This is a genomic window from Thioalkalivibrio sp. ALD1 (assembly GCF_000381245.1).
Classification (GTDB): domain Bacteria; phylum Pseudomonadota; class Gammaproteobacteria; order Ectothiorhodospirales; family Ectothiorhodospiraceae; genus Thioalkalivibrio.
Window position 1 is genome coordinate 15293 of the sequence record NZ_KB906245.1, and the last position, 15969, is coordinate 31261.

13 protein-coding genes, 1 pseudogene and 2 riboswitches are annotated in these 15969 nt (G+C 65.8%); of the genes and pseudogenes, 4 read left to right on the forward strand and 10 right to left on the reverse strand.

All coding sequences use genetic code 11. From position 1 onward, the window contains the following. Positions 1 to 27: 27 nt before the first annotated feature. Entirely contained in the window at positions 28 to 519 is a 492-nt protein-coding gene (locus tag F623_RS0109870) for an Lrp/AsnC family transcriptional regulator (RefSeq protein WP_018868612.1), read from the forward strand. A 39-nt stretch (positions 520 to 558) separates the two neighbouring features. On the opposite strand, the gene znuB is transcribed toward F623_RS0109870, so the two are convergent. Next, complete coding sequence (znuB, locus tag F623_RS0109875; protein WP_018868611.1) at positions 559 to 1380, reverse strand: zinc ABC transporter permease subunit ZnuB; 822 nt, start codon at positions 1378 to 1380, stop codon at positions 559 to 561. Further along, positions 1377 to 2207, reverse strand: a complete 831-nt coding sequence (gene znuC, locus F623_RS0109880) for a zinc ABC transporter ATP-binding protein ZnuC (protein WP_018868610.1) — start codon at positions 2205 to 2207, stop codon at positions 1377 to 1379. Before znuC ends, znuB begins: the two co-directional genes overlap by 4 nt. A 78-nt stretch (positions 2208 to 2285) precedes the next feature. Here znuC and F623_RS0109885 point away from each other — a divergent pair, with 78 nt between their 5' ends. Beyond that, complete coding sequence (locus F623_RS0109885; protein WP_018868609.1) at positions 2286 to 3380, forward strand: zinc ABC transporter substrate-binding protein; 1095 nt, start codon at positions 2286 to 2288, stop codon at positions 3378 to 3380. A gap of 74 nt (positions 3381 to 3454) precedes the next feature. On the opposite strand, the pseudogene F623_RS0109890 reads toward F623_RS0109885, so the two are convergent. From F623_RS0109890 to F623_RS0109925, 8 genes and pseudogenes are all read right to left on the reverse strand, one after another. Further along, positions 3455 to 3646 (reverse strand): annotated as a pseudogene (locus F623_RS0109890) (GGDEF domain-containing protein); the annotation flags it as partial. Positions 3647 to 3800: 154 nt separating this feature from the next. Next, the gene (locus F623_RS0109895) at positions 3801 to 6176 is read right to left on the reverse strand and encodes a sensor domain-containing diguanylate cyclase (RefSeq protein WP_018868607.1); all 2376 of its coding nucleotides are present in this window, start codon (positions 6174 to 6176) and stop codon (positions 3801 to 3803) included. Positions 6177 to 6396: 220 nt separating this feature from the next. After that, positions 6397 to 7908: an aminomethyl-transferring glycine dehydrogenase subunit GcvPB gene (gene gcvPB, locus F623_RS0109900; protein ID WP_018862391.1), complete on the reverse strand. Its 1512-nt coding sequence runs from the start codon at positions 7906 to 7908 to the stop codon at positions 6397 to 6399. A 71-nt stretch (positions 7909 to 7979) separates the two neighbouring features. Continuing rightward, on the reverse strand, positions 7980 to 8507 hold the full coding sequence (gene tpx, locus F623_RS0109905; protein WP_018862392.1) for a thiol peroxidase: 528 nt from the start codon (positions 8505 to 8507) through the stop codon (positions 7980 to 7982). Between the two features lie 50 nt (positions 8508 to 8557). Next, a complete protein-coding gene (gene gcvPA / locus F623_RS0109910) occupies positions 8558 to 9916 on the reverse strand; it encodes an aminomethyl-transferring glycine dehydrogenase subunit GcvPA (RefSeq protein ID WP_018862393.1) in 1359 nt (452 codons plus the stop codon). Between the two features lie 119 nt (positions 9917 to 10035). Beyond that, complete coding sequence (gene gcvH / locus F623_RS0109915; protein ID WP_018137941.1) at positions 10036 to 10428, reverse strand: glycine cleavage system protein GcvH; 393 nt, start codon at positions 10426 to 10428, stop codon at positions 10036 to 10038. A 74-nt stretch (positions 10429 to 10502) separates the two neighbouring features. Continuing rightward, positions 10503 to 11600, reverse strand: coding sequence for a glycine cleavage system aminomethyltransferase GcvT (gcvT, locus tag F623_RS0109920; protein ID WP_018862394.1), 1098 nt, complete (start codon positions 11598 to 11600; stop codon positions 10503 to 10505). A 278-nt stretch (positions 11601 to 11878) separates the two neighbouring features. Beyond that, a riboswitch (glycine riboswitch) is annotated at positions 11879 to 11988 on the reverse strand. A 1-nt stretch (position 11989) separates the two neighbouring features. Next, a riboswitch (glycine riboswitch) is annotated at positions 11990 to 12090 on the reverse strand. A gap of 184 nt (positions 12091 to 12274) precedes the next feature. Further along, a complete protein-coding gene (locus F623_RS0109925; RefSeq protein ID WP_018862395.1) occupies positions 12275 to 13204 on the reverse strand; it encodes a ZIP family metal transporter in 930 nt (309 codons plus the stop codon). A 167-nt stretch (positions 13205 to 13371) separates the two neighbouring features. On the opposite strand from F623_RS0109925, the gene F623_RS0109930 reads away from it, so the two are divergent. Together F623_RS0109930 and nadC are read left to right on the forward strand one after the other, a co-directional pair. Further along, complete coding sequence (locus F623_RS0109930; protein ID WP_018862396.1) at positions 13372 to 14763, forward strand: sodium:alanine symporter family protein; 1392 nt, start codon at positions 13372 to 13374, stop codon at positions 14761 to 14763. After that, positions 14753 to 15661 (forward strand): carboxylating nicotinate-nucleotide diphosphorylase, encoded by a 909-nt coding sequence (gene nadC, locus F623_RS0109935; protein ID WP_026279391.1) that lies wholly within the window; start codon positions 14753 to 14755, stop codon positions 15659 to 15661. Before F623_RS0109930 ends, nadC begins: the two co-directional genes overlap by 11 nt. Positions 15662 to 15969: the final 308 nt, after the last annotated feature.

The window sequence follows — 15969 nt, forward strand, 5'->3', positions numbered from 1 at the left end:
ATAGCCAATTAGGCGCAATATTCCACCATGGAACCGCAACCGCACAAGCTCGACCGCTTTGATCGCCACATCCTGGAAATCCTGCAGGAGGACGCGAGCCTGTCAAACCAGGCACTCGCCGATCGCGTGGGGCTGAGCCCTTCGCCGTGCCTGCGGCGGGTCCGGGCACTCGAACAGGCCGGAATCCTGATCCGGCGCGTGGCCCTGCTCGACCGGCGCGCCCTGGGGCTGGAACTGACCGCGCTAATCCACATCGGCATGGACCGCCACACCCCGGAACGCTTCGCCCGCTTCGAAGAGGCGATCTCCAGCTATCCCGAGGTGCAGCACCTGTATCTGATCACCGGGCAATCAGCCGACTACATGCTGCAGGTCGTGGTCCCGGACATGGATGCCTACCAGAACTTCCTGCTGCGCCGGGTCACCCGGCTGGAAGGAGTGGACTCGGTGCACTCGAGCTTCGTGCTGCGCCGCGTGGTGGATCGCACCTCGCTGCCGCTGGACTACATCCGCGACTGACGGCGGACCACGACCGGTCCTACGACACGGCTTCGTTGCTCAGCGCCCGCCGAACTGGGGCAGCAGACGCGCGGGCAGCAGGTGGACCAGGATAAAGCCCAGCATCGCGGCGACGACGATCGTCGGCCCGGTCGGGGTGTCGTACTGGAACGAACCCCAGACGCCGGCGATTACCGCCAGCATGCCGATCACGCCCGCCAGCAGTGCCATCTGCTCCGGCGTCGAGGCAAAGCGCCGGGCACTCGCGGCCGGGATAATCATCAACGCCGTGATCAGCAGCACGCCCACCACCTGCATCGCCGCCGCGATCACCAGCGCGATCAGCAGCATCAGCCCCAGACGCACGGCCAGCACCGGTACGCCCTCGACCCGCGCCAGCTCCTCGTGCACCGTCAGCGCCAGCAGCGGCCGCCAGAGCAGTACCAACAGCAACAGCGCAATGCCGCCGCCGATCGCGATCGCCACCAGGTCGTTCGTGCCCACCGCGAGGATGTCGCCAAACAGATAGGCCATCAGATCCACCCGCAGGCCCTCAATAAAGGTGACCGCCACGATCCCCAGCGACAGCGCGCTGTGCGCGAGGATCCCCAGCAGCGTGTCGGAGGCCAACTCCTGGCGCCGCTGGAGGATCACCAGCAGCACCGCGATCGCGACGCAGACGATGGTCACCATCAGGTTGAGATTCGTTCCAAGCAGAAACCCGAGCGCTACCCCCAGCAGGGCGGAATGCGAGATCGTGTCGCCGAAATAGGCCATGCGCCGCCAGACCACAAAGGCACCCAGCGGTCCGGCCACGGCCGCCACCATCAGCCCGGCCAGCACCGCGCGGACCAGGAAGTCATCCAGCCAGGCGTCGATCATCGTTTCGGCCTTCCCTGTCCGTGACGGTGGGCGTGGCCACAGCCGTGTGACCCGCCCGCCCCGTTGTCGTCCAGATCATGCACTTCGCCGTGCAGGTCGTGGACATGGTTGTGGTCATGTTTGTAGATACCGATGCCCTGCACATCGGCGGTGGGGAACAGGCGCTGGTATTCCGGGTGGCGCGAGACCTCCTCTGGCCGGCCGGTGCAGCAGACGTGCTGGTTCAGGCAGATCACGGCATCTGCACCCGCCATGACCAGATGCAGGTCATGCGAGACCATCAGCACCCCGCAGCCCGTCTCGCGCCGAATGTCGTCGATCAGGCGAAAGACCTCCCCCTGCCCGACGATATCCACGCCCTGCGCCGGCTCGTCCAGCACCAGCAGGTTGGGCCGGTTGAGCAGGGCCCGTGCCAGCAGCACACGCTGCATCTCGCCCCCGGACAGGGACTGCACCGGCTTGTCCAGCAGATGCGGGACACCCACTCGCTCCAGGTGGGCCAGCAACTCGGCCCTCGGCGCGCGCTGGCGCAGCGTCAGAAACCGCCGCACCGACAGCGGCAGCACTGGTTCGATCTGCAGGCGCTGCGGCATGTAGCCGATGCGCAGCCCGCGACGACGCTTCACCTGCCCCCGCGTCGGCTGCCACAGGCCCAGCAACACACGCAGCAGGGATGTCTTGCCCGCACCATTGGGACCAATCACCACTGCGACCTCGGCCGGCGGGATCTGCACTGAGACCCGGTCCAGGATCAGCTTGCCCCCGCGCTCCAGGGAGATGTCACGGGCATCCAGCAGCGGGCTGTGATCCGATTCCGGTGCGGACATGGTGGCAGGGCTTCCCTTGTTCATGTTGATATACTATAACGTTCTCTGATTACGATCCGACACCCTGGAGACTCCGCCATGCACTCGCGCCCGTGCCACCCCTTCGGGATTTCGCTGACCGTCAGCCTGCTGGCCATCCTGGGCCTGTTGCTCCCGGGGATGGCCGCCGCGGACAAGCCGCGCATCGTCGCGACCATTCTACCGATTCACAGCATCGTCGCCGCCCTGGGCGAGGACGCCTTCGACGTGGAACTGCTGGTCCCCGCCACCGCCTCGCCGCACGGATACTCCATGCGGCCATCCGAGGCGCGCCGTCTGCAGAACGCGGACATGGTGGTCTGGGTCGGCCCGGATCTCGAGACCTTTCTGGAGCGTCCGCTCCGCAGTGCCGGCAGCCGCGAGATTATCAGCCTGATGGACGACCTCGACCTGGACCTGAAGCCCACGCGCGAAGGGGGCGTCTGGGAGCATCACCACGACCACGGGGACGATGATCACGGCCACGACGACCATGACCACGATCACAATGGCCATGGCCACAGCCACGACGACGGGCACTCCGACGACAATCACGGCCACAACGGCCATGGCCACAACCATGATCACGGCCACCACGACGAGGCCCATGGGCACGACCATGATCACCATCACGGCGACTACGATGCCCATATCTGGCTTTCGCCCGCGGTGGTACGCGCGATCACCGAGCAGCTCGCTGACAAGCTGATGCAATGGGATCCGGAACGCGCCGAGACCGTTGAGGCCAACCGCGATGCCCTGCTCGAACGCATCGACGATCTGGACGGACGCCTGGCGGAGCAGCTCGGGCCGGTGCGCGATCAGGCCTTTATCGTGTTCCACGACGCCTACCAGTACTTCGAGCAGCACTACGGCCTGAACGCCGCCGGTTCAATCAGCATCGACCCCTCGCGCAGCCCGGGGCCACGACGCATCAGCGAGCTGCGCGAACGCGTCGCCAACGGCGACGTGGTCTGCCTGTTCACCGAGCCGCAATTCCGGCCGGCCCTGGCCGAAACCGTGGCCGAGGGCACCGATACACGACTTGGCGTGCTGGACCCGGTCGGTGCCGAGTTGGAACCCGGCCCGGATGCCTGGTTCGAGTTGATGCAGAACATGGCGGACGGCTTTGCCGACTGCCTGAGGAAGGAATAGCCCGCGGGACAAGCCAAGGCGGTGCGTTTCGCAGCACTCAACGCACCCTACGCGGTTGAGTTACGGCCGAGGGATCATGAAGTCGCTTCCGGCAAAGCCGCTACCGCCACTCGGTTGCGGCCCTCGCCCTTGGCGCGATAAAGCGCCTCGTCGACCCGGCGCAGCAATCCGGTACGCGGCTCGCCCGGAGAACAGGCCGCCACACCGAGGCTGATCGTAACCCGGCCGGCCCCCGGGAACTCATGCTGCTCCACCCGCGCCAGCATAAGCTTGAGCGTCTCGGCGGAATAACGGTAGAAGCCCGCTGCGGCAGGCTCGCCAAGCAACCGGGATGCGGGTACTGATGGTAAAGGGCTGCTCGTAGACCTGGGCCGCGGAGTCACCCTAGGGTCGGCGCTGAGCAGTGACCTGGATTGATCGTCATGCACTCAGTTGCACGACACGATTACGTCCGCCTTTCTTGGCTGCATACATGGCGTCGTCCGCCCGTTTGATCCAGTCCTTGATGGGCTCGCCGAGCCGGTACTCTGAAACCCCCAGGCTGATCGTAATAGAGCCCACGCGCGGAAACGGCGTACCGGCAACCTGCTCGCGCAGCTGTTCCGCGACATGGTGGGCACGCTCGGCTTCGGTGCCCGGCAGCAGCACCACAAATTCTTCTCCGCCCCAGCGCCCCAGCGTATCGGTCTCGCGCAAGCGGGATGTCATGACCTGCACCAGTCTGTGCAGGACCTCATCGCCCATTTCATGGCCAAAGGTATCGTTAACGCGCTTGAAGTGGTCGATATCCAGCAACAGGAGCGAGCAGGGGTGTTCGTACCGCTGCGCGCGGCGTGCCTCCTGTTCCAGCAAAGTTTCGAAATAGCCTCGGTTGGCGGCGTCGGTCAGCGGATCGTAGAAGGCCTGGTGCTCAAGAGCCGCTTCCAGCTCTTTCTGCCGCGTGATGTCGTGGAACATGGCCACGTAGTACTCGACTTCGCCGCGATCATCGCGAATCGCCGTGATGATCTCGTGCAATGGAAAAATCTCGCCATCCTTGCGGCGATTCCAGATGTCGCCCTCCCAGTATCCGGTCTCCCGCACCGTACGGAACATTGCCTCGTAGAAATCGCGGTCCTGGCGCCCGGAATTCAGGATGCGCGGATTGGCCCCCACCGCCTCCTCCTCCGTATAGCCGGTGAGCCTGGTGAACGTCGCATTCACCCGCTGGATCGTACCCGCGACATCGGTAATGAAAATGGCCTGACTGGTCTCGAAGGTCGCCGCCAGTAGACGTTGCTCCTGTTCCAGGTGGTGCTGCTCGGTGATGTCCTGCACCGTGCCCACCATGCGCTCGGGCATGCCGCAGGGACCAAGCTCGACGGAACCGCGTTCGCGCACTACGCGCTCGGTTCCGTCCGGACGCACGATGCGGTGAGTAACATCGAACTGCTCCACCCCTGCCAGGGCCCGATCTACCGCCGCCTGGACACGCTCTCGATCCTCCGGATGCACGGCCTGCATGAATGCCCCATGCGTACCCGCCCAGCGGGATCGGTCCATCCCGAAGATGCGATAGACCTCGTCGGACCAGCGAACCTCACGGTTCTGGAAATCGGAAACCCAGTTGCCGACATGCGCGATCCGCTGCGCCAGGGCCAACTCGCGTTCACTGCGCTGCAAGGCCCGCTCAACACGAACCCGTTGGGTAATATCCAGAATCACGCCATGCCAGAGGACACTGCCATCTTCCAGCGATTCGGGACTCGCGTGGCCTTCCAGCCAGATCTCGCTCCGTCCGGGGCGCATCACGCGGTAGCGCTGCAACCATGGCTCCAGCGAACGCATCGATGCCTCGATGCTCGCACGGATGCGGTCGACATCTTCCGGATGGATCACCCGAAAAACAGCCTCGGCATCGCGCATCGCCTCCTCGGGCGCGATGCCGAAGATATCGGTCATACCCTCACTGGCATACGGGTAGCAGGCACGCCCGTCGGGATGCTGGCGGTACTGGTAGATCACGCCGGGCAGGTTGTGGGCGATCTTTTCCAGATGACGTTCGGTCTCGATCCGTGCGCCGACATCCTGGAACGCACCCACCAGTTCGGTCACCGCGCCCGTTTCGTCACGAATGGCGGTGATCTGGTCCTCCAGCCACTGCCAGTGGCCATTGGGCATCCGCTGACGGTAGTTCAGCCGGCAGAAACCGCGCGCACCGTCGTCGAGCCATCGCCTCACCTGGCTGGCGCAACGGCTATAGTCCTCGGGCGAGAGATGGGTGCGTAACCAGTCGGCAGTCGAACTGATCTGCTCGGGGGTCCATCCGGTCACCGCGATCGAATTTCGGCTAAGCCAGGTCATGGTGCCCAGGTCATCGGGATCCATGGTGTAGATGACCGCCGGACTGGCGCGCAGCAGGGTGTCCATGCGCTGTTCGGTTCGCTTGCGCGCTTCGATGTCGGCAAACGCCCCCAGCAGGGCCTCCGGGCCGTCGGAAGTCGCGGGAATGCGGCTTATGCTGATCTCGACCCAGCGGGGTGCACCCGTGGCGTCAATCAGGCGAACCTCCACCCGACAATTGGGGCAGACCCCGTCGAGCAGGTCGCGACGCCACGCCTCGCAAGGCTCGACATCGTCGGGACACAGGCGATCGTGCAGCCACGCTCCTGCCAGATCCACCGGGTCGCACGCGAGCATTTCACCCAGGCGCGGGTTGGCGCGCAGGATGCGCCCCTCCGTGTCCATCTCCGCCAGTCCCACCGGCGCGTGTTCGAATAGCGCGGCGTACCCATGGACGGCACAAATCTCCGTCATTCCTCGTCCTTGCCCGCCACGAAAAGACCTGCTGGCCCTTCCACCCCCCTGCCGGGAGACCCCACGGACGTGGTAATGGATTTCGATATCCAGTCTAAAACTTACCACAAAACTTGGGATTATTTCGCGCCCTCGTCAAGAAAAGGACCCGACAAGACACAAAAAAAAGCCCCCGAGACCGGGGGCTTGTACCAAATGGCCAACTGTACAGGGGCGGGTGCTAGCCGCTGGTTCCGGTACGCGGGGCAGGCTCGCCATCCTGAGCGCCCGGTTCAAGGTAGACCACGTCGAGCGCCTTCGCGGCAGCGACCTCGTTGAAGCGGCGGTTCGGCAGGTTGTGCGGCGAGGCCTTGATCGTGTCGATATCGCGACCGGCCTCTTCCAGGATCGCGGCCATCGCCTCGACAAACCCGTCCAGCGTCTCCTTCGACTCGGTCTCGGTCGGTTCGACCAGCAGGCACTCCGGCACCAGCAGCGGGAAATAGGTCGTCGGCGCATGGTAGCCGTGGTCGAGCAGACGCTTGGCGACATCACCCGCGGTCAGCCCCAGCTCCTTCGCCTGCTTCTTCAGCGTGACGATGAACTCGTGGGTCGCGCGGCGCTCGGGATAGGCCAGGTCGAAGCCGGCACTCTCCAGCTCGCGCGCCAGGTAGTTGGCGTTCAGCGTGGCGAACTCGGACACGCGTTGCATGCCCTCGCGGCCCAGCATGCGCATGTAGACATAGGCGCGCAGCAGCACGCCGGCGTTGCCGGCAAATGCAGACAGGCGGCCGATGGTCTCCGGATAGTCCGTCTCGGTGGCGAAGCGGTACCCATCTTCACCGTTCTCGACCACGTGCGGCACCGGCAGGTACGGCAGCAGGCGCTCGCCGACCCCGACCGCACCGGACCCCGGGCCACCCCCGCCATGCGGCGTGGAGAAGGTCTTGTGCAGGTTCATGTGGATCACGTCGAAGCCCATGTCGCCGGGACGCACCTTGCCGAGGATCGCGTTCAGGTTGGCGCCGTCGTAGTACAGCAGGCCGCCGGCGTCGTGGACGATCTTCGCGATCTCGGAGATGCGGCGCTCGAACACGCCCACGGTGGACGGGTTGGTCAGCATAATCCCGGCGGTCTGCGGGCCCACGGCCTCCTTCAAGGCCTCAAGGTTCACGTCGCCGCTCGCGTCGGTGGGGATCTCGCGTACCTCGTAGCCGCACATGATCGCGGTGGCCGGATTGGTGCCGTGCGCGGCATCCGGGACGATGATCTCGCGGCGTTCGCTGTCGCCGCGCGCATCGTGGTAGGCACGGATCATCGCCACACCGGTGTACTCGCCCTGCGCACCGGCCATCGGCGCCAGCGACACGGCCTTCATGCCGGTCACGTCCTTCAGCATCTCCTGCAGCTCGAACATCGTGTGCAGGAAGCCCTGGCTGTGGCTGGCCGGGGCATGCGGGTGCCGGTTCAGGAAGCCGGGCAGCATGGCCAGGCTGTTACAGGCGCGCGGGTTGTATTTCATCGTGCACGAGCCCAGCGGGTAGAACTCGGTATCGATGGAGAAGTTCTTCTGCGACAACCGCGTGTAGTGACGCACCACATCCAGCTCCGAGGCCGCAGGCAGGCCGGGGGCCGATTTGCGCTGCAGGTTCGCGGGGATGGCGGTCGTGGCATGCGCGCGCGGCGCCTGGGCCACGGCCGAGCGACCGGCACGCGAACGTTCGAAGATCAGATGGTTTTCCGTGGTGTTCATAGCGGTTTCTCGCTTCAGGAATTCGTTGAAGGCGGCCGGGCCCGAAAGTCCGGCCGCCAATGGCCCGTGATTTATTGCGTCGGGCTCAGATCGGCCCGGTCATCCAGACCCTTGAAGATGGCGTCATAGTCCGGCTCCTCGCCGATCTCGGAGACAAGCTCCGCGTGCATCACCAGATTGTCGGTGTCCAGCAGCACGACGCCGCGGGCGGTGATGCCCTCAAGCGGGCCGTCCTGGATCAGCACGCCGTAGTCCTTGGCGAAGTTGCGATCGCGCATCATCGACAGCACGGTCACGCGCTCGAGGTTCTCGGCGGCACAGAAGCGGCCCATCGCGAACGGCAGGTCGGCGGAGACCACCAGGATCTCCAGATCCGGGCGCTGCTTGACCATATCCTCGAACTTCTTGGTGGACTCGGCACAGACCGGGGTGTCCAGGCTCGGGACGATCGAGATCAGCTTGCGCTTGTCGCCAAAGTTGGCGAGCGAGACGTCCTCGAGGTCCTTGGTCGTGAGCTTGAAATCCGGGGCCGGCGAGCCGACGTGCGGCAGGTCGCCGTTGGTATGGATCGGATTACCCTTCAGTTTGACTTCGGCCATGGCGTGCCTCCTCAGGCTTGTGGTGTATGGCGCGTCGGGTGCAACCCGCGTCAGGCGGCCTTCGCCTGCTCGCAGGTCGTCACATACTGCTCAAGATCGGCATCCGTCTTGGTCTCGGTCGCGCAGGCCAGCACGCAGCCGTCGAGCTGGGCGTAGTCGCGGCCGAGTTGGTAACCGGCCAGCACACCGGCATCGGCCATCGCCTGCACGCGACTCGCGGCGTCCCCGCCGAAGTCCAGCGCGACTTCGTGGAAGTACTCGCCGGTAAAGCGCGGCTTGATGCCCTTGGCCGCGAGCTTCTCCACCAGCGCGTGGGTGTTGGCGTAGCAGGCCTCGGCCACGCGGGTCAGGCCCTCGTCACCCAGCATGGACATGTGGATGGTCGCGGCGGTGACCACCAGGCCCTGGTTGGTGCAGATGTTCGAGGTCGCCTTGGAGCGGCGGATGTGCTGCTCGCGCGCCTGCAGTGTCAGCACGTAGCCCGGTTTGCCGTCGGCATCCTCGGCACGGCCGACGATGCGCCCGGGCATCTGCCGAATGTGCTTCTTCCGCGTGGTCATGAAGCCGAAGTACGGCCCGCCGGAGGACAGCGGGGCACCCAGCGGCTGGCCCTCGCCCACCACGATATCGACACCGTTGCTGCCCCACTCGCCCGGCGGCTTCAGCAGCGCCAGCGAGACCGGGTTGACCACGGCGATCACCGGGATCTCGCGCTGCTCGGCCCAGCCGGTGAGTGCGTCGACATCTTCCAGGATGCCGAAGAAGTTCGGCTGGCTGATGATCATCGCGGTCACGTCGTCGTCCGCGAATGGCGCCAGCGCCTCGACCGGCGTCTGGCCGGAGGTCTCGTCGAACGGGATCTCGACCAGTTCGATGCCCTGGTTGCCGATCAGGGTGTGGATCACGCGGCGATAATCCGGGTGCAGCGCGCCCGGGACCAGCACCTTCTTGCTCTTCGAGCGGCGGTTCACGCGCACGGCCATCAGCACGGCTTCGGCCAGCGCGGAGGCGCCGTCATACAGCGAGGCGTTGGAGGCCTCCATGCCGGTCAGACGGCTGATCATCGTCTGGTATTCGTAGATCAGCTGCAGCGTGCCCTGGCTGGCCTCCGCCTGGTACGGCGTGTAGGCGCTGTAGAACTCGCCACGCGTGGCGATCTGCCACACGGCCGCCGGGATATGGTGCTCGTAGGCCCCGGCGCCGATGAAATTGGACGCCATGCCGTCCCGCGCCGCACGCTCCTGCATCAGGCGCGAGATCGCCATCTCGTTCAGGCCCTCGGGGACCTTCTCGAGCGCCGGTGCGCGCAGTTCTTTCGGGATCTCGTCGAACAGATCCTCGATGGAATCGGCGCCGATGCGGTCGAGCATCGCGCGGATGTCTTCTTCGGTATGCGGGATAAAGGGCATGTCGTACTCGCTTTCGCTACTGCGAAGTTCGGATCGGGCCCCGGGCCGGATGCCCGGGGCGCCTTCTCGCTCCTGCCAGGTCGGCTTCCGTCAGGAACCGCCCCGTGGGGAACGTCGAATCAGGACTCGGCCTCGACGTGCGCGGCGTAGGCGTCGGCGTCCATCAGGGCGTCGAGCTGGCTCGCGTCGGAGGGCTTCATCTTGAACAGCCAGCCCTCGTCAAACGGGGACTCGTTAACCTTCTCGGGGCTGTCGGCCAGTTCTTCGTTGGCCTCGGTCACCTCGCCGGACAGCGGGGCATACACGTCCGAGGCGGCCTTGACCGACTCCACCGTCGCGCAGGCGGAACCGGCCTCGACCGAGGCGCCCGCCTCCGGGGCCTCCACGAACACCAGATCGCCCAGCAGTTCCTGCGCGTGATCGGTAATGCCGATGGTCACGCTGCCGTCGGCCTCCTGGCGCACCCACTCGTGGCTCTTGGTGTACTTCAGATCCTTCGGTGCTTCGCTCATGACGTCTTCCTTTCTCGTTTGGATCCCGCCTGCGCAGTGTAGTCTGTGGCAGGCGGCATGAGGCAATAAAATCGCTAGCGATTCAGTTCGATCTGCGGCTCGCCGTTGCGCACGAACACGGGCTTGACCACCCGCACCGGCAGCATGCGCCCGCGGATGTCGGCCTGCAGCTCCTCGGCGTCCACCGCGGCCGGGATGCGCGCGAACGCAACCGACACGCCCAAGCTCGGCGAGAAGCTGCCGGAGGTCACCACGCCGTCGCCGGCCGGGGTCTCGATCCGAGTGCCGCCACGCAGCACGCCGCGGCCTTCGAGCACCAGCCCGACCATGCGCTCCGGCACGCCCTCGGCCTTCCACTGCTCGATGGCCTTGCGGCCGATGAAGTCGCGTTCGGCGTCCTTCAGGGCGATGGTCCAGCCGAGGTTCGCGGTCAGCGGATTGGTCCGGTCGTCCATGTCCGTGCCGTAGAGATTCATGCCGGCCTCCAGGCGCAGCGTGTCCCGCGCGCCCAGGCCGATCGGGTTCACGCCGGCGTCCTTCAGCTGTTCCCAGAAGCCGTCGGCCTGCTCCGCCGGCAGCATCACCTCGAAGCCGTCCTCGCCGGTGTAGCCGGTTCGGGCGACAAACCAGAAATCGTTCCAGACGGCGGAGAAGGGCTTGAGATCGTCGGCCTTGCGCAGGTCTTCCGGCAGCAGCGGCAGCGTCTTCTGCACGGCCTGCGGGCCCTGGATCGCGATCAGCGCGAACTCCGGGCGCGGCTCGACGTTCACCTCGAAGTCCTTCGCCACCTGCTGCATGTGGGCGATATCACCCTCGGCGGTCGCGGCGTTGACCACGGCGCGGTAGCTGTCGCCCCCGGTCCAGTAGATGATCAGGTCGTCGATTACGCCACCGGCCTCGTTCAGCATGCAGCTGTACAGGGCGCGGCCCTCGGTCTTCAGCTTGGCGACGTCATTGGCCAACAGGTAGCGCAGGAAGGCCTGCGCCTGCGGGCCGTGGATGTCGACGACCTGCATGTGCGAGACATCGAACATGCCGGCCCCGGCGCGCACCATCTTGTGCTCCTCCATCTGGGAGCCGTAGTGCAACGGCATCTCCCAGCCGGCGAAATCGACCAGCTTGGCCCCGGCGCGCTGGTGCGCGGCGTGAAGCGGCGTTTTCTTCAGACTCATCTTTTGTCGCCTTGCGTCTTTTGTGAGGCGCTGAACAAAGCCATCCTGGCTTTCTCAGCGCACGCGGCGCTACAAACGCGGTTTGCAGCTTGCTTCGGAACCAACCCCTACGGTGTCGGTTCCGGCGGCACGTCCCTGTTTGCCGCCGGTAAACGCCGATCAATCGGCGTTTACCCAGTTCGTGAGACGGGTCGGCTGCCGACCCGACGCGGCCCCTGCCATACACGCGGCGCGTACGCGGGGCATAAAAAAAGGGCGGCCAGCAGGGTCTACCTGCCAGCCGCCCCTCTGTCCTGAAACCTGAGAGTTTGCGCCGTGCCAGCGATTACTCGCTGCAGGGCCGCCCCCTTCGGTGGGCCGTCGCCGGCCGCTCTCCAGAGTGTGTCTCCTGCACCGTTCCGGTCCGGTAGCCTGAGCGATTCCGGGCGGATGTTGCGCCTTCGGCGTCTGCCAATCGATCGCGATCGCAGATCTCTTCCAGAACGGTGTGCGGGCATTGTCGGGCACCCGCAGACGAAACTAATTGTACACCCAAATACCTCCTTCGCGAAAGCCCAGACGGGTGGCGGCGACTTTTCGGCGCCGGGCTTGCGGCCCCATCTCACCCCCAGCCGAACCTAAGGGGCGCTGCCACTACACGCCTCGCAAGGACAGCGTCGGAACCCGCGCCGGCGCTACAACGCCAGGTCGATCGCCAGGAGCGCGACGAAGCCGACCAGCACGCCGACGGTCGCCTGGGCCTCGTGCCCCTTGCGGTGCGATTCAGGGATGATCTCGTGGCTGATCACGAACAGCATCGCCCCCGCGGCGAAGGCCAGGCCCCAGGGCAGCAGGAACTCCATCAACGTGATCGCGCCGGCCCCGATCAACCCGCCGATCGGCTGCACCAAGCCGGTCAGCAGGGTCACGCCGAAAGCGGCCCACTTGCTGTAGCCCAGTGACAGCAGCGCAACCGCAACCACCAGCCCCTCGGGCATGTTCTGCAGCCCGATCGCGATCGCCAGGGTGATGCCGTCACTGACGTCGTCGCCGCCGAAGCCGACCCCGACGGCCAGACCCTCCGGCAGGTTGTGCAAGGCGATCGCGAAGATGAACAGCCAGACACGCCGGATCTTGGCCGGATCGGCGCCACTTTGGCGACCGATGTGAAAGTGTTCGTGCGGGACCAGCTTGTGCAGTGCCAGTAACGCCCCGCCCCCCAGGGCCATACCCACCGACAGCACCAGGATCGCCATGCCGACCCCGCCGTACTGAACCTCGGCATGCTCCACCGATGGCAGCACCAACTCGAAGGCGGTGGCCGAGAGCATGACCCCGGCCCCGAAGCCCATCATCGCGTCCTCGACCGACTGGCTGATCCGGCGCAGGAAGAAGATCGGAATCGCGCCCACGGCCGTCATCAGACCGGCAACAAAGCTCGCCAGCAGACCGATCTGCAGGGTGCTCATGCCCGCGATGTGCCCTTCCAGGGTCGGCCAGATCACGCTGACCAGCCAGATGAACGCGGCCAATGCAATCAGTGATCCGACCAGAAAGATCCGCGGAACGGGCTTGGCCGAATCGACATCGCCCTGATGACTCGGCTGTTCTCGATCCTCCGTCATGTTCCCTCCCTGAGATCCATTCCCTTGGCTGTTGAGAAGGCGCGATTTCGCCCCGGTTCCCGCACGTTTTCTATCGCGGCATTCGAGTTTTCCTATCGTCAACGCGGAAAAGGCGCGGTACATTCGCCCGGAGTGCCCACTGCATGCCCGGCAAAAGGACCTTCGCGATGCTCGATACCCTCGACCAGTTCCTCGGCGATACCGCCAGCCTCCTGTGGGGCAACCCGATCACGCTGATCCTGCTGCTGGGCACAGGACTCTACCTGACCATCCGCCTGGGACTGGTCCAGGTTGTCGCCTTCCGCCAGGGCTGGCGCGCGCTGCGCGGCACCGACGGGCGTGCCGGTGGCGCTGGCCAGATCTCGCCATTCCAGGCTCTGTCCACGGCCCTGTCCGGCACCATCGGGACCGGGAACATCGCCGGCGTGGCCACGGCCATTGCCCTCGGTGGCCCCGGCGCACTCTTCTGGATGTGGGTGACCGCCTTCTTCGGCATGGCCACCAAGTTCGCCGAGACCACGCTCGCCGTGCGCTACCGCGAAGTGGGACCGGACGGCACCATCGCCGGTGGCCCGATGTTCACCCTGCTGCACGGCCTGAACATGAAGAAGATGGCGATCCTGTTCGCCGCCTTCACCCTGATCGCCTCGTTCGGTATCGGCAACATGGTGCAGGCGAACTCGGTGGTCGATGGCCTCACCTTCATGGTCCCGGACCTGCGCGCCGATGACGACATCATGGGCTGGATGGCGCTGATCATCGGCCTGACCATGGCCGTGCTGGTCGCGCTGGTGATCATTGGCGGGGTCAAGCGCATTGCGATGATCGCCTCCGCCATCGTGCCGTTCATGGCGGTGGTATACATGCTGGGCGCATTCATCGTAATCGTGGCGAATATCGAGGCCGTGCCGGCGGCCGTCGCCACCATCCTGAACCTCGCGCTGAATCCATGGGCCGCCGGGGGTGGCGCCATTGGCCTGGCCATCCAGTACGGAGTCGCGCGCGGCATGTTCTCCAACGAAGCGGGCCTGGGCTCCTCCGCGATGGCCCACGCCGCGGCCAAAAACGGCGATCCGCCCCGCGAAGGCTCGGTGGCCATGCTTGAGCCGTTCATCGACACCATCGTCGTCTGCACCCTGACCGGGCTGGCGATCGTGGTCACCGGCGCCTATATCGACCGCGCCGACGACGTGGTCGGCGCCTCGCTGACCGCCACCGCGTTCAGCAGCACGCTGGGGCCGTTCGGCGCGATGGTGGTCGGCTTCAGCCTGATGCTGTTCGCCTTCTCCACGATGATTGCCTGGTCCTACTATGGCGACCGCTCGGCCTACTTCCTGTTCGGCGACCGCGCGGTGATGCCTTATCGCATCACGTTCGTGATCCTGATCGTCATCGGGGCGACCATCCCGCTGGGCATGGTCTGGAACTTCTCCGATATCGCCAACATTCTGATGGCCGCGCCCAATCTGATCGCGCTGATCCTGCTGGCCGGGCTGGTGAAGAAACTGCGCGACGACTATGTGTCCGGCCGTCCGATGCCCGATCGCCATGATGGCTGACCACGACCACCAACGCGCGCCGCATGACCCGTTTGCCCAGGGCCCCGCCCGGCCGGACGGGGCCATGCTGGTGCGCGAGGTCGAGATGGCGCTCGATGAGGACCTCGGGCCCGATGCACTCGCCGGCGACATCACCGCGGCACTGGTACCGGAGGACCGCGTCGCCCGCGCCACTCTGCTGCTGAAAGAACCCGGCGTGCTGTGTGGCCAGGCGTGGTTCGACCGCGTGTTTGCGCGCCTTGCACCCGAAATTCGGATCGACTGGCAGGTAGCCGAGGGCGCCGCGCTGGAACCCGAGGGAGCACAGCCCGTCGCCACGCTCGAGGGCCCGGCACGCACCGTACTGGCCGCCGAGCGCGCCGCACTCAACCTGCTGCAAACGCTGTCCGGGACCGCCACCGAGACCGCCCGTTGGGTCGCCCGCTTGGGAAACGCCCACAGTCGCATCCTCGATACCCGGAAGACACTCCCGGGCCTGCGTCATGGACAGAAATACGCCGTGCGCATCGGCGGCGGGTACAACCATCGCCTGGGGCTCTGGGATGCCGTGCTGATCAAGGAGAACCACATCGCCGCCTGTGGCTCGATCGCGGCCGCCGTGGAGCGCGCCCGCGCGCTCAGGGTCGGGCGCTGGGTGGAGGTGGAAACCGAGAACCTGGACGAGGTCGACCAGGCCTTGGCCGCCGGCGCCGACGTGATCATGCTGGACGAACTCTCGCGGGACGACCTCGCCACCGCCGTGCAGCGTATCCGGGGGCGGGCCATCTCCGAAGCCTCGGGCGGGGTCACGCCGGACAGCCTCGCCGAGATCGCGGCCACCGGCGTCGACTACATCTCGGTCGGCGCCCTGACCAAGCACGTCCGCGCCATCGACTTCTCCCTGCGCCTCGACTCGTAACCGCTTCGCGTTAAGCCTCGCTGAGAGCCGATATCCAGCCGCATACGCCGTTGTGGCTGGCCCTGGTTCGTCGTCGGTGTTTACGTGCCTTCGGTCCGCATACTGCCGTGCGCTCACTCGCGAGCGCGCCGCGAGGTACTTTCTTGCTTGCCCAAGAAAGTACCCAAAGAAGGGCACCCGGATTCCGCCCGGGGACCTTGCTCCAGGGCCCTCGGGCCGGCGGCGCTGAAACTCGCTGCGCTACGCTCCGCTCAGACAGTCAGCGCCTCTCTTCCGTCCCGAGGACCCTTCCGCAAGGGGCTTCATAC